We start from the raw sequence: 14,049 nt of genomic DNA, 5'->3' as shown, positions 1-14,049 counted from the left end.
CGAGGGGTCGAGGGAGGGTTGATGCCGATGGCTCAACCCAGACAAAGGTGCCCGTAGGGCGGATGATGGGGCTGAGAAGCCCACGTGAAAATCGTAGCTGCGCCCATATTCCTCGCTGCCCTTGCTCCAGAAGCCCCCCACCCTCCGTCATCCTCGGGCTTGACCTGGCTTGACCCGAGGATCCACACCGGTCTCTCTATCAGCAGTGGGCGTGGATCCCAGGCTCATCAAGGCCTGGGATGACGGAGGGTGGGGGTCTGTTTCAGCAAACCCGCCGTCGAAGCAGCCGTCACATTTCCTGTTCCAACGCGGTGCCGTGTACCCGTCAGCCAGAGTTGACGACATCGGCGCCGGCAAGCAGTGAAAGCTGGGCGGCCGCCTTCTGCACCAGCGTGATCGCCTGGGTGATATCGGGAGCAGAGGGCGCATTGACGAGCGCGATGAAGGGGCAGGTGAGGGCGGCGATGCAGCGGCGGTCCGGCCCGAGAACGGGAGCGGAAAGATTGTAGACGCCTGATGTCTGGGCGCTCGCCATCATCTCGTAGCCGCGCTCGCGGATCTGGTGGAGACGATCGTAGAATTCAGGGCCGAGTTCGATGTCCGAGCGACTGCGCACATGTTCCGAGATCATCATCTCCCGCTCCTCCTCGCTGCGGAAGGCAAGCAGCACATGCCCCGAACCGGTGTCGAAGAGGCTGATATGGGCGCCGATGCGGATCGAAAATCCCCAATAGTCCGGCGCCTCCTGCTGGGCGATGACGACAGCCGCGCCGCGATCGAAGACGGCGAGATGATTGGCCTGGCGTGTGCGCTGGGCAAGATCGCGCATCAGCGGCGTGGCGTAAGAGGCGAGCCGGCGCACCGGCGCGTGCAGCTGCGCAAGGCCGAAGAGTTTCAGCGTCAGCGAGTAGCGGTCGCCATCCAGGCGGGTGACGTAACCGCGGCGCACCAAACGATCGAGCATGCGGTAGAATTCGTTGGGGCTGCGGTCGAGCCGCTTGGCGATATCAGCCTGGGTGAGACCGCTGTCGACGCCGGCGAGCAGCTCCAGGATATCGAGGCCCTTGTCGAGGGCAGGAGCACGATAGCGGTCGGACTCGTCCGTCTCCATTCCTTCCTCCTGTGAATATCATTCTGCATATACGCAGAACCGCAGCCGGAAAAGGAAAACTTCGCACTTGACCCTTGGTCAATCGTCTGTTTGTCTATAAACAGACAAATCATCACTGAAGAGCAGGACGGCGTTAGGAGGAAGACCATGCAGCGCATGGGAATGGTCATCGGCCCTGGAACTGGCGAAGGTCGTCGAAGACAAGCATCCGCATGGTCGGTCGGCGGGATCCGGCGCTGGTCTGCCTTTGCAACGGTAGCAACTCCTCCATTTAAGACAGAGAGCCGCGCGCATCTTGCCAGAACCCGGTCGAAACGCGCAAAGAGGGCGAATGGCGGACGATGATGGACAAGGCGTTCCATCACGACCGAGCTTCGCCAAAACATGAACCGCACTCCATCGTCCAGCGTAGACAATTCCAGAAAAGGCCCGTGATATGACAAACAGACTTTCCGGCAAGACCGTTCTCATCACCGCCGCCGGCCAGGGCATCGGCCGGGCGACGGCGGCAGCCTTTGCCGCGATCGGCGCCAAGGTTCACGCGACTGATATCAACACCGAGGCGCTGGCGACGCTTGCCGCCGAAACTGGCGTTTTCACCCATCAGCTGAACGTGCTCGAAGAGGATGCGGTCAAAGCTCTGGTCGTCGAAATCGGCGCCGTCGACGTGCTGTTCAACTGCGCCGGTTTCGTCCATGCCGGCTCGATCCTCGAGATGAAGGATTCCGATCTCGAATTCGCCTTCGACCTCAACGTCAAAGCGATGATCCGCACTATCCGTGCCGTGCTGCCCGGCATGATCGAGCGCAAGGACGGGGCGATCATCAACATGGCCTCCGTCGCCTCCAGCATCAAGGGCGTGCCGAACCGTTTCGCCTACGGCGTCACCAAGGCGGCGGTGATCGGGCTCACCAAAGCCGTCGCCGCCGATTACGTCGGTCAGGGCATCCGCTGCAACGCCATCTGCCCCGGCACGGTGGAAAGCCCGTCGCTGCAGGACCGCATGCGGGCGCAGGGCGATTACGACGCGGCGCGCGCCGCCTTCATCGCCCGCCAGCCGATGGGCCGGCTGGGCTCGCCGGAAGAGATCGCCGATCTCGCCGTCTATCTCGCCGGCGCGACCTACACGTCGGGCCAGGCGATCGCCATCGACGGCGGCTGGACGATCTGATCTCGGCTGACGCGGCCGGCAGTCCTGCCGGTCTTATATAATCAGCCCATACAATTATAATCGGGAGGAACAATCATGACCCGCATCACCGACCTTCGTGTCTTCGATCTCCGCTTTCCCACGTCGCAAAGCCTTGATGGATCCGATGCGATGAACCCCGACCCGGATTATTCGGCTGCCTACGTCATTCTCGATACGGATGCGCCGGGCCTTGCCGGCCACGGCCTGACCTTCACCATCGGCCGCGGCAACGACATTTGCTGCATGGCGATCGAAGCGATGCGCCATCTTATCGTCGGCGCCGACCTCACAGAAGTTCTCGCCCATCCCGGCGCCTTCTGGCGGCATCTGACCAGCGATAGCCAGCTGCGCTGGATCGGCCCGGAAAAGGGCGCCATTCATCTGGCGACCGGCGCGGTCGTCAATGCCGTCTGGGACCTGCTTGCCAAACAGGCCGGCAAACCGGTCTGGCGGCTCGTCGCCGAAATGTCGCCGGAAGAGATCGCCGATATCGTCGATTACCGTTATCTCACCGATGTGCTGACGCGCGACGAGGCGGTCGAGATCCTGAAGCGTGCCGAGGCGGGCAAGGCGGAACGCATCGCCGTCCTCGAAAAAGAGGGCTACGCCTGCTACACGACCTCGGCCGGCTGGCTCGGCTACGGCGACGAAAAGCTGCGCCGCCTTTGCCAGGAGGCGATCGATGCCGGCTTCAACCATATCAAGATGAAGGTCGGCCGCGACCTGGAAGACGATGTCCGCCGCCTCAGGATCGCCCGCGAGGTGATCGGCCCCGACCGCTACCTGATGATCGACGCCAACCAGGTTTGGGACGTCGGCCAGGCGATCGACTGGGTCAAGGCGCTCTCCTTCGCCAAGCCCTTCTTCATCGAGGAACCCACAAGCCCCGACGATGTCGCCGGCCACCGCAAGATCCGTCAGGCGATCGGCCCGGTGAAGGTCGCGACCGGCGAGATGTGCCAGAACCGCATCATGTTCAAGCAGTACATCGCCGAGGGCGCGATCGACATCGTGCAGATCGACTCCTGCCGCATGGGCGGGCTGAACGAGGTTCTCTCCGTGCTCTTGATCGCCGCCAAGTTCGACCTGCCGGTCTGGCCGCATGCCGGCGGCGTCGGGCTCTGCGAATATGTGCAGCATCTGTCGATGATCGACTACGTCGCGGTGTCGGGCACCAAAGAAGGCCGCGTCATCGAATATGTCGATCATCTGCACGAACACTTCCTCGACCCCTGCCTGATCGAGAACGCCGCCTACATGCCGCCCACCCTGCCGGGCTTCTCCATCGAGATGAAACCGGCCTCGATCAGCAACTATACGTTTCGAGGCTAAAGCATGTCGCGCAAAAATGTGCGCGGTTTTGCGATAACGACATGCGTAAAAACAAAGACTTAAAGCGCAAAGGGCGAATCTGAAAGATCGCGACGCGCTTTAGGGCATCGACATTCGCGCGCCTGGAGCACCGAGCATCAGCTTGCGGCCCACGCACTCGGCGCCCCGTCACCGCCACGAGATCAGCGACCTCGCAGACGTCCCGAGCGAGGCGCAGCGATTGATCGGGCGTTAACTGCCGCCGATACCGCGAGCACATTCATCCCGGCAGACCCGCGAGCCTCAATCCCTCGCGGAGCCGCAACACATCATGCTCGTTGTAGAGATACGAGACATCAACAAGCCAGTTCACGTAGTCGGCGGGACCTGCCGTCGCCGCTCCGCACCACCTTCTCCTAATAACATCAACGAACATTTTTCCGCATTTCTCAGCATCATCGATCCGACCGAGATGACCGTAGGACGCTGCGCGCCATGCCATGTCTCGCGGCTCTCTCTCGGGCGTGTCAAAAGTCCGCTGTTCCAGAAGGGTCGCGGCCTCACTGTATCGTTCTGCAAGGAACAGAAGACGGGATTTGTAGTAGTTATACCAACTGGGATGTAGCGGGTTCAGCCGGTACGCGACCTCGGCGCCGGCCAAGCCTTTGAGCGGTCGCCCCAGCGCTCCTTGCATCCACGCCCACAGGATCAGAATAGTGGCATCATTGGGATTCATCGACTTTGCGAGGTCGAGTTGATGCTCCGCCCTTTTGAAGTCTCGCCAGGTCAAACAAATGTAACCCAGAGTGCATTGTACCCGAGGATCGCTTGGGTCCAAGGCGAATGCCGTTTCGGCCGATCGAAGCGCCTTGATCCGGTTATCGTCACGTTCCCTTGGGATACCAAGGCCTCCTTTCGAGGCGCGGTTAAGGTAGATATAGGCGAGACCTGTATGGGCGCGTGCAAAAGTAGGGTCCGCCTTGGCAGCGCTTTCAAACAGCGCCTCGGCGCGCTCCTGTGCTCCCGGCCGGAAGTCGTCGGAGAGGCGGTTGCCCTGCAGGAAGAGATCGTAGGCTCGCACGTCTTCCGGACGGCGTCTTCGAGAGGTGAGTTCGTTGTCGTCTATGACGCGTTGCGCGACCATGGCTACGATGCTGCGCGCTATCTCTTCCTGGGTGGAGAAGATATCCTCCATGGAGGCGTCGTAACGCTCTGCCCAACGATGAGTGCCGCCTTTTGTTTCGACAAGCTGCACCGCGATCCGGATCCGATTGTCTGCTCGTCTGACGCTTCCCTCGACCACGTAATCCGCGCCGAGAATGTGACCGATCTCACGCAAGTCACCCGTCCGGCCGCCTAACGCGAACGACGAGGTTCTTGCGATCACCATGAGTTCGGTGAACCTGGCAAGCTCGATGATGATGTCTTCGGTGATTCCATCGCTGAAATACGTCTGCTCAGGGTCACCGCCCATGTTTTCAAATGGAAGGACTGCGATGGTTGGTCCAGTGGATCTTGAGACGTCGGAAACGGCAAACTTCGATCCGCTCAGCGGAAGATGGTACGCCTTGATTGGGCGCGTGATGTTCTTGAGGCGCTGCTCTCCCGCGTACTCGATCGTGGCGTCGATTTTCCCCGCGAGATGTTCGTACGCTGCGCCGGAGATTAGAACATCACCCGGCGGGCACAACTGCTCCAGTCGCGCCGCCACATTAACTCCGTCCCCTAAGATGTCGTCACCGTCTACCACGACGTCGCCGAGATTGATTCCTACGCGAAAGACGATCTTGCTCGTGGGATCGACGAGATGCTGATGGCTCGCCACGGACTTCTGCATTGCGATCGCACAAGAAACAGCCTCGACCACCGAGATGAACTCCGCGACCAGACCATCGCCCATTAGTTTGACGACACGTCCAGCATGAGCGGCGATAACCGGACGTAACGACGACGTCATCAAGCTGCCGAGAGCCGCAAGCGTTCCGTTCTCGTCCGCCTCGACTAAGCGAGAATAGCCGACGACGTCCGCGATTAGAATAGCTGCGAGCCTTCTCTGCAACGACCCCTCCAGTCTTCGCCCATCTTTTTGGACTCGCGAATTCGACATGACCATAACACATATGGCTAATCTGGGATGGAAAGGAACTCCCTCATCAGGAGAGCACGATGCGAGGATTGAAAATGTTTCAGCGCCCTCTTTCCTAAACTAAAGCATGTCTCGCTAAAGTGTGCAGCTGTTTGCGACAAAGACATTCCGAAAAAAAGATCTCTGGAGACTACTGTCAGCGGAATGCTCCAAGCTGACCGACGAGAGACTCCAAGAAAACGTCACCATAATTGACGTATCTGCCCTCAGTCGCATGTTTGTTTCCTGATTTCCATAGTCTTTCCCGCTCGGGACAGGCTTCCAATCTAACGGGACTGCTCCAATTCACTTGGAGGCGGCGAAGCTTGCTTTTTAGAGCGCCGAGGAATAGTTTTGAATTGTGAATGCGGAGGGGGCCCAGCACCAGCAGGCCAGCAAATTTTATTGAACTTAGACAATAGAATGTTTGCGATCGAGCCATGCCCAAGTTTCACCACGTCAAGAGACTGTGCGCTTATCTGCTGATCGTCGCAGCAATGCTGCTGTCGATCGGCACGGTACATGCCGCCATCACCGAGGAGAGCGGACGCCGCGTCGCCCTCGTCATCGGCAACTCGGTCTATAAGACGCTGCCCTCGCTTCCCAATCCTGCCAATGATGTCGAAGAGGTCGCGACCACGTTGCGCGCGGCCGGTTTCGACGTGACGATCGGCGTCAATGTCGACCGCATCGGGCTCGAAGATACGGTGCGCCGCTTCCTGCGTTCGACCAGCAATGCCGAGGCCGGCCTGATCTACTATTCGGGCCACGGCATCCAGGTGGGCGGCCAGAATTTCATCGTGCCGGTCGATGCGACACTGGAGACGCCCTATGACGTCGAGACGCAGACCATGCCGCTCGACCTCATCCTGAACCATCTCAAGCAGAATTCGCGGGTACAGCTGATCTTCCTCGACGCCTGCCGCAACAATCCCTTCAATGCCCAGAAATTCTGGATGGCGGAAAAACTGGAACCGGTCGGCGCCACACGCGGACTTGCGCGCATCGACAGCGATCTCGGCAGCCTGATCGCCTTTTCGACCGAACCCGGTCAGGTCGCGCTCGATGGCACCGGGGCGCTCAGCCCCTATTCCGAATCCTTCATCAAGCGGGCGAGCGAACCCAACAAGGAAATCCGCCAGGTCCTGACCGATGTGCGCCGTGATGTGATCGCCATGACCAACGGCAAGCAGGTTCCCTGGGAAAACTCCTCCCTGATGGACAGCTTCTATTTCATTCCGGCGCCGCCGCCGCCAAGCGTCGAACCGATGCAGCAGGTGAGCGTGCCGGAGGGTGCGGCCACGACCAAATTGCCGATCGCCCCGCCGCATGACGAGACCGGCTCGGCGCTGCTCGTCACCCTCAACCAGCTTCCCAAGACCGGCAAGCTCAGCTTCGACGGCAAGCCGGTCGAGCAGGGCGCGAAGATGCCTGCCGCGGCACTGACGGCGCTGACCTATGATTCATCAGGTGTTGCCGCCGGAACCGTCGGCCTGATCGGCTATACCGTCAGCGACCCTTACGGCCAGGCGACGCAGGGTGTCGTCGCGATCACCGTCTCGGCGGATGCCGGCGCCAAGCTCGCCCAGCTCGAACAGGAAAAGCAGGTGCGGCTCGCCGATGCCGACGCCTATCTGAAGACCCTGCCGCGCGACGTGGACACGACGATCGGCGTCGGCCCTGTTGAAGCCAGCCTGCCGGTCGTGCCGGCATCGGCCGCGGAGATGACCTTCAAGGTCGCGGCCCTGCCCGACAAGGGCACGCTGCGCGCCGGAGACCGGGTGATCGGGCTCGGTCACGTGCTCGAAGCAGCCGATATTCCCGCTCTTTCCTATGAGCCGCAGATCGGCACCGAAAACCAGCCTTTCGCCCTGACGCTGCAGGCCGCCAACGACGACTTGCCGCCGGCGACCGTCACTTTCAAGCCGACGCTCGACGCCTGCGACACATCAGCCGCAGCACCACTCGACCTGCAGGGCGTGACAGCAGGCAAGCTGCCGAACGAGATCGACCCCGATGATGCACTGCCCGCCTGCATGGAAGCAGTGAAGGCCTATCCCGAGGTGTCGCGCTTCGTCTATCAGCTCGGCCGTGCCCAGCTTGCCAACCGCGACGCCAAGACGGCTTTTGCGACGATCAACAAGGCGATGGATGCCGGGCATGTCCGGGCAATCTATGAACTGTCGAGCCTTTACGAGTTCGGTGCCTCCGTCCCGCGCGACGCAGCCAAGGCAAGCCAGATCGCCAAGGGTGGTGCGGCCAAGGGCGATCCCTTCGCCCTGCATAGCTACGGCAAGGCCCTCTACTACGGCCGCGGCACCAAGGCCGATCAGCAGCTGGGGTTGCGCCTGATGCTGCAGGCCGCCGATCTCGGGCATACCTATGCGATGAACGAGCTCGGCTATATCTTCCTGAACGGCGTCAACGTTCCGGCCGATCCGGAGCGGGCTATCCGATTCTACGAGGCCGGCGTCCAGCGCAACGACATCTATTCGCTGAACAATCTCGCGCTCGTCTACCGTTTCGGAAAAGGCGCTCCGGAGGATCTCCCGAAAGCGCTCGACCTTTTCACGCGGGCGGCGGAGGGCGGTCAGCCCTATGCGCCGACAAACCTCGGGCGCATGTATCGCGACGGTATCGGCGTTGCCGCGGACAAGGCGGAAGCGGTGAAGTGGCTGGAGATGGGCGCGGAACGCGGCGATTATTGGGGTGCTCTCGACCGCGCGATGCTCGCGAAGGAAGAGGGTGCGGACGCTGACAGCCTTGCGATCGCGTCCCGTTATTTCGCGCTGGCGACCGCCATCAACATGCCGGGCAGCGGCGATCCGAAGAACCAGGCGCTGGCGGAACTCAAGAGGATGCCTGGCGCCGCGAAGAAAAAAGCGGAGACAGCCTTTGCCGCCGAGCTGACCGCTCAGGAAAAAAAGGCAATTCCGAAGACCAAGTCGCTCGATGACAGGCTCGTCAAGCTCGCCAAGGCGACCTGGGTAAAACGAAATCCGAGGTACGATCTCTTCTGAAACGGCGGTCCGGGGGCGCCCTACATGAACAGCAAGCTAATCATCCGTGTCCTATTGTGCTCGACATTCATCGCAGGCTCAGGCGCAATCCTGCAGAGCTGCATCTTCGATCCTGGCGCCAGGACGCTGTTCGCCAGCGAAGAGCCGGCGGCCAGGAGCGCCACGCCGACCAGGAGAACCGCGTCCACCGTCAGAAGAGTGCCCACAACGAGCAATCAACCGGCTTTCGCTCGCTCCGAGAACAGTTCCAGTGGGAATTCCGGCGGCGGCGGCATGGGTGGCGGCTCTGGCTCTAGCGGTTCTTCTGGTTCGAGCAGTTCATCCAGCTCCAGCAGTTCATCGAGTTCCAGCGGGGGCTGGTCCGATCGCCGCCTGAAGACCGATATTCGTCGGCTCGGCACCTCGGCCGAGGGCATACCAGTCTATGCCTTCCGCTACATCTGGGGCGGCCCGCTGTTCGTCGGCACGATGGCGCAGGATCTATTGGCGATCAGGCCTGGGGCAGTTATCGAAACCGCATCGGGTTACTACATGGTCGATTACGACAAGCTCGATATTGCGATGATCTCGCTGCCGGAGGATGCGTCTTCGCTGACCGCTGAAGCAGCGATGGCGCTTGCGACTCGGGCGGCACGGAAACGCTCTCGGGGCTCCGTTCAGCCGGCAATGTAATCGAGAAGGCCGAGCGCGTGCCGATACCGCAGGACAGGGATACCGAGACCGGCAGCCCTCTTGTGAGCCAGGCGGCGACCCTTGCCGGAGTTCTTATCGGCATTTCGCTCTCGACCTATCTCCAGCTTGAGCCCGGCAAGGCAATGGCGCTTGCCGTGTTCTGCCTTCTCCTGGCGTGGATCGCCGTCGACGGCACATTCGCTGCTCGTTCGACCTGGGTATCGCGAAAGAGACGAGACGAGGCTCCCGCCATTTTCTGGCGTCGCATCGGAACGAAGCTTGTGGGCCTCGCCGCGCTGCTTGGCGTGGTCGTCATCGCCTGTTCGGTCTTTCCGTTTTTCACGCAGTCGTCGGCGGTCCGATGGATCGTCGAGGCTGGCCACACCACTATTCCCCTTTCCATCGCACTTGCCGGCGCAACCATGCTCTACGTCGCGGTCACCGATCTGGTCGCGGAGGAGCCCGACGATTATCTCAATCAGGTCGGGCGCGCGGTGTTGATGCAGGATTTTCGCGAGGAGGACGTGCTGTTCGCATTGCGCCTGCTTGCGATCAAGTGCTTCTTTCTCGTCCTGATGTTCTCGGGCGGCATGGCAGCTCTTTCCAATCTTGCCGAGAAGCCGGCCTGGGCGTTTCCGCCGCTCTCGGCGGCCTGGTTCGAAGGCCTCTTGCAGCTCGCCTTTCTTGTCGACGTCGTGCTTGCCGCCGGCGGCTATGTCGCGACTTTCAAGCTTTTCGGATGGCATGTCAGGGCAACGGAGACGACGGCACTCGGCTGGCTCGTCTGCCTCATCTGTTATGAGCCGTTCTTCCCTGCCATCTCGCATGCCTTCGTGCCCTATGGCGAGGGGCCGGGCTGGGAGACCGTGATCCAGGAAGGCTCGGCCGTCTTTATCTTCTGGAGCGTCGCGACGCTGTTCTGCACCGTCATCTATGTCTGGGCGACCGTCGCTTTCGGGCCGCGATTTTCAAATCTCACGCATCGCGGCATCATCACATCGGGCCCCTATCGCTTCATGAAGCATCCGGCCTATGTCTCGAAGAACATCGCCTGGTGGCTGGTTGCGATCCCAGGTTTCCTCGCCAGCGGCCTTGCGGAAGGGCTTGCCCGGGCCGGCATGCTGGCGATCGTCAGTCTTATCTACCTGCTGCGCGCGCGAGCGGAAGAACGCATGCTGAGCCGGGATCCTGCCTATCGGGACTATGCCGAGCGCGTCGCGGCGCACGGGCTTCTGGCGATGGCGAAGCGGCGGCTGGCGCTTACAGCGCCGCGTGTCTGAAAAGACGCGCAGAGGACTTAAACCAGAGGGAGATCGGCGGGAACGCATCCCCAATCTCCGTCGTCCTCGGCCTTGAGCCGAGGACCCATGCCGCAGCTGCTGGTGGGTGCGGTATGGATGCTCGGCTCAAGGCCGAGCATGACGGAGGACGGAGTGGCGGACCAATCACGGCGCGGACACCCGCGTAAGGAACGAGGTCCGCACCCATCAAATAGTAACGTGAGGGCCCAGTTCCACCACGCGGTGGGCCGGCAGGCGGAGGTAATCCGAGGGGTTGGCGTTGGCAAACGCGATGTAAAGCCGATCCTGCACAGCGCATGCCGGACTTGGCGTCCGATACAGCATGCGGCGGCCACTGTAATACTTTGAATTATGCAGCAGACCGGCGTGACGCTTCCGCCGTTCAGCCGTCGAGCCCCTTGAAGCGCACCGGCTGATAGCCGCGCATCAACAGGCTGCCGAGCGAATAGGTATTGCGGCAGACGCGACCCTTGCAAGCATTCGGCGAGGCCTCCATCACCTCCACCTTCTTGTCGGCCGTGAAGCGCATGAACAGCAGCACATGCGAGCCCGGCTTGTTCAACGCGTCGCCCGGCCGCATCGACCAGGGGTCGGAGAGGCGCTTGGTGATCCCGGGGATGGCCCGCGTCGTCACGTGCATCTTCAGGCCCCAGGCGTCGCTGACGAAACCGGAGCAGTCGACGCCGAGAATGTTGGATTGCGGCGCGCTCTTGGTGCAGACGTTGCCGGCGGTCTGGCCCTTTTCCACGCCGCCGATGAAATTTTCGAGCGGTGTCTTGCAGCCCCAGCAGTAGGGAACACCCTTGACCGTCTGTCCGCGCTTGCCGATCAGGTAGATCGGGCGGCGCAGCCGGTTCATGTTGACGCAGCCCGGGCCGGGATCCCTGCCATAGGCGGTTGGTGTCACCCGCCAGTTCAGCGTCTCGAAGCCGATTGCCCGCTCGATGACGTCGCTGCGCGATTTCGGCACGATCGCCACCTTCGGCGTCTTGCCGGGCTTGCCGGCATTCGGCTGCTTGGTGGGCCGAGCGACGGCAAGCTTGCGGCCGGGCTCCCGGCCGTCGAGCCGCAGCACCTGCGCCCGGCTTTCCTGCGAGCGCAGATAAAGCACATCGCCGCGCGGACCGATCGCCACGAAGCGCCTGGAGAATACCGTGCCCGGTTCGATCGGCAGGTCGTAGACCCGGTCCATCGCGCCGTTCGGCGTGAAGCGCACCACCAGCATGCCGGTGCGCTCGGGCCGGTCGGCGGGCACGAGCTCGACCAGCGCATAGGGCCTGCCTGTCGTGTCGATGTCGAGAAGTTCGACGGTGCCGATCCGCCCTTCCGAGGCGAGCTGCAGCGAAAGGAAATTCTCCTCCGAGCTGCTGCGCCGCAGCAAGATCTCCGCCTTGTCGTTTGCGGCAGCCGAGACCTCGGCAACGATATCGCCGAGCCCTCGGCTCGGCACATATTGAATGATCGGCGGGCGGGCCTCGGGCCGGCTGGTGCTGCGACCGATCTCGTCGATGATGCTGTTCAGCGGCCCCGGCGATACCGAGCCCATGGAGGCGAAGACCGAGCGGGTGTAGTCGTCGGCATCACCGCCGCCGTCGACGGCGCGCAGCGTCTGCGACCGGCCGTCGGCATCGGTGGAGCGCTCGAGCGGCACGACGCCGTCCGACCAGAGGTAAAGTTCGTTGTGGACGACGGCGAGATCCTCCGGCGTCGCATTTTCCGGCAGCGGCAGGATCTCAGGCTCGGCCTGCGAGCGTTCGGCATCGACGGCGAGCACGCGGCCGTTGTTCTGGTCGAGGATGTAAATGGTGCCGTCGTCGCCGACGGTGATCGCCGCCGGCCCGGATGCCTCCGCTTCCTCGTTGGAAGAGATGATGCCGACCGAACGCGCGCCGTCGCCGCCGCGAAGCTCGATGATCGTCGTATCTTTGGCGAAAACCGGCGAGGCGACCGCAAGTGCCGCGGCAAACAAAATATGCGACCCAAAACTACGCATTGCCTCGACCCCCAAGGACCGTCACGTCTTTCAAAAATGGTAGGCTAGATATGGCTCGTCAGCAAGTCGTTGCTTTCCAAACGATTTGGAGATCTGCGCCGGCGATAGTACAAGAACATCGTCTCGAAGATTTGTCGGCAGGAAATGCTTATGCTGGAATGGAACGGTGACGAACTGGCGCTCGACATAAGCTTGCTGGAGCAGGTTCGCGCGGCGAGAATAGGTTTCTCAGACCGCGTCTGCGCCGCCTCGGCCAGCAAGGACGACAAGCATCTGGCGCAACTGCGCTCGGAGCCGACCTATCTGATGGCCGAGTTCCTCTATTCGATGAAGGTCTTCGGCATCAGCACCGCCGAAGATATCGAACGCTTCGCCGATCTGCACAATGATTACGTGGTTTCGCTCACCCGCGATCCGGCCAAGCTGCAGCGTCTGGGGCTTTCACAGGATCGTGCGCTCGCCTCGATGTTCACCGCCGACACCAAGCCGCGACTGATCCAGAACTGGGCAGAAAAAGCCGGCGCGATCGACCAGTCCAACCTCGCCCGTTTTCTCGTCGCGGTGATGTCGAGCGAGACCTGCCGCAAGACGTTGATCGATTTCGAGACGGCGGGCTTCATGCAGCGCAAGCGCTCGCCCTACGGCACCATGGTCGTCTGGTCGACCGGAATGATCGAGGAGATTTTCGGCGAGATGCTGCGCGATCTGCGCCTTGGCCTGCAGCAATTGAAGATCCTCTGATCTCCAGCCGATTTCAACCCTCCCAATCGATTGGCACTGAGCGCCGTTGCCTTCCTTCCGGCCTCTCCCTATTGTCGCTCTGCTTGCGCTATTGCGGCGCGCATCAGGTTGATAACGGATGTGACGACGATGACGAAATCCTGGCTCATAACCTTGTCGATCAGCCTTCTGCTGGCGCTGCAGATACCGGAGCTCGCGCATTCCGGCCCGGCCGAAGACGCGCTTGCGGCGCGAAACCCCTCGCTTGCGGCGCTGCGCCAACATGACGAAAAGGCCTTTGCTGCGGCGACTGCGATCATCGCCGAACACGAACGCGCCAAGGGGCTGACGCCCGGCGAGGCGAAGCTGCCCGACGCGACCTCGCCCGGCCGCGACATGGGCTCAGGCCCCGGCAAGGAATTCACGGTCGACAATCCGGATATTCTCTGGCTCTACAATTCCTCGCCCGAAGGAATGAGCGATCTGATCTCGATTTTGAAATCAGCCGGGCAGAAACCCAAGAACTAACCATCTCCTCGCAGTTGAACGGACTATAACGGGCCCCGGATATTCCAGAGCGTGAGTCTTGCTCACGTCTTTGCCT

10 protein-coding genes are annotated in these 14,049 nt (G+C 61.6%); 7 read left to right on the top strand and 3 right to left on the bottom strand.

Going from position 1 to position 14,049, the window contains the following annotated elements; genetic code table 11:
* Nucleotides 1–325: 325 nt before the first annotated feature.
* Nucleotides 326–1,111 (bottom strand): IclR family transcriptional regulator, encoded by a 786-nt coding sequence (locus tag B5P46_RS14655; RefSeq protein ID WP_129419287.1) that lies wholly within the window; start codon nucleotides 1,109–1,111, stop codon nucleotides 326–328.
* A gap of 436 nt (nucleotides 1,112–1,547) precedes the next feature.
* Between B5P46_RS14655 and B5P46_RS14645 the strand changes: the two genes are divergently transcribed.
* Nucleotides 1,548–2,282, top strand: coding sequence for an SDR family oxidoreductase (locus tag B5P46_RS14645; RefSeq protein ID WP_129419285.1), 735 nt, complete (start codon nucleotides 1,548–1,550; stop codon nucleotides 2,280–2,282).
* Between the two features lie 75 nt (nucleotides 2,283–2,357).
* Nucleotides 2,358–3,635, top strand: a complete 1,278-nt coding sequence (locus B5P46_RS14640; protein ID WP_129419284.1) for an L-fuconate dehydratase — start codon at nucleotides 2,358–2,360, stop codon at nucleotides 3,633–3,635.
* A gap of 259 nt (nucleotides 3,636–3,894) precedes the next feature.
* Here B5P46_RS14640 and B5P46_RS14635 read toward each other — a convergent pair whose 3' ends face one another.
* Nucleotides 3,895–5,673: an adenylate/guanylate cyclase domain-containing protein gene (locus B5P46_RS14635; RefSeq protein WP_348639850.1), complete on the bottom strand. Its 1,779-nt coding sequence runs from the start codon at nucleotides 5,671–5,673 to the stop codon at nucleotides 3,895–3,897.
* Nucleotides 5,674–6,179: 506 nt separating this feature from the next.
* Between B5P46_RS14635 and B5P46_RS14630 the strand changes: the two genes are divergently transcribed.
* The 3 genes from B5P46_RS14630 to B5P46_RS14610 are packed head-to-tail and all read left to right on the top strand — an operon-like array spanning nucleotide 6,180 to nucleotide 10,711.
* Nucleotides 6,180–8,759, top strand: a complete 2,580-nt coding sequence (locus B5P46_RS14630) for a caspase family protein (RefSeq protein WP_129419282.1) — start codon at nucleotides 6,180–6,182, stop codon at nucleotides 8,757–8,759.
* Nucleotides 8,760–8,783: 24 nt separating this feature from the next.
* On the top strand, nucleotides 8,784–9,431 hold the full coding sequence (locus B5P46_RS34915; RefSeq protein ID WP_245456171.1) for a tail fiber domain-containing protein: 648 nt from the start codon (nucleotides 8,784–8,786) through the stop codon (nucleotides 9,429–9,431).
* A 17-nt stretch (nucleotides 9,432–9,448) separates the two neighbouring features.
* Nucleotides 9,449–10,711, top strand: coding sequence for a methyltransferase family protein (locus B5P46_RS14610; RefSeq protein ID WP_129419279.1), 1,263 nt, complete (start codon nucleotides 9,449–9,451; stop codon nucleotides 10,709–10,711).
* Nucleotides 10,712–11,114: 403 nt separating this feature from the next.
* Here the strand turns inward: B5P46_RS14610 and B5P46_RS14605 are convergent, their stop codons facing one another.
* Nucleotides 11,115–12,725 carry a hypothetical protein gene (locus B5P46_RS14605; RefSeq protein WP_129419278.1) on the bottom strand — a complete coding sequence of 537 codons (1,611 nt, stop codon included), beginning with the start codon at nucleotides 12,723–12,725 and terminating at the stop codon, nucleotides 11,115–11,117.
* A gap of 150 nt (nucleotides 12,726–12,875) precedes the next feature.
* On the opposite strand from B5P46_RS14605, the gene B5P46_RS14600 reads away from it, so the two are divergent.
* Nucleotides 12,876–13,466: a hypothetical protein gene (locus tag B5P46_RS14600; RefSeq protein WP_129419277.1), complete on the top strand. Its 591-nt coding sequence runs from the start codon at nucleotides 12,876–12,878 to the stop codon at nucleotides 13,464–13,466.
* Between the two features lie 129 nt (nucleotides 13,467–13,595).
* The gene (locus B5P46_RS14595; RefSeq protein ID WP_129419276.1) at nucleotides 13,596–13,973 is read left to right on the top strand and encodes a hypothetical protein; all 378 of its coding nucleotides are present in this window, start codon (nucleotides 13,596–13,598) and stop codon (nucleotides 13,971–13,973) included.
* Nucleotides 13,974–14,049: the final 76 nt, after the last annotated feature.

Source organism: Rhizobium leguminosarum, assembly GCF_004123835.1.
GTDB classification, from domain to species: Bacteria; Pseudomonadota; Alphaproteobacteria; order Rhizobiales; family Rhizobiaceae; genus Rhizobium; species Rhizobium leguminosarum_M.
This window is presented reverse-complemented; position numbering and strand designations above follow the sequence as displayed.

Coding starts and splice junctions, on each gene's coding strand:
- B5P46_RS14655 (WP_129419287.1), bottom strand. CDS start 1,111: ATGGAGACGGACGAGTCCGACCGCTATCGTGCTCCTGCCCTCGACAAG.
- B5P46_RS14645 (WP_129419285.1), top strand. CDS start 1,548: ATGACAAACAGACTTTCCGGCAAGACCGTTCTCATCACCGCCGCCGGC.
- B5P46_RS14640 (WP_129419284.1), top strand. CDS start 2,358: ATGACCCGCATCACCGACCTTCGTGTCTTCGATCTCCGCTTTCCCACG.
- B5P46_RS14630 (WP_129419282.1), top strand. CDS start 6,180: ATGCCCAAGTTTCACCACGTCAAGAGACTGTGCGCTTATCTGCTGATC.
- B5P46_RS34915 (WP_245456171.1), top strand. CDS start 8,784: ATGAACAGCAAGCTAATCATCCGTGTCCTATTGTGCTCGACATTCATC.
- B5P46_RS14605 (WP_129419278.1), bottom strand. CDS start 12,725: ATGCGTAGTTTTGGGTCGCATATTTTGTTTGCCGCGGCACTTGCGGTC.
- B5P46_RS14600 (WP_129419277.1), top strand. CDS start 12,876: ATGCTGGAATGGAACGGTGACGAACTGGCGCTCGACATAAGCTTGCTG.
- B5P46_RS14595 (WP_129419276.1), top strand. CDS start 13,596: ATGACGAAATCCTGGCTCATAACCTTGTCGATCAGCCTTCTGCTGGCG.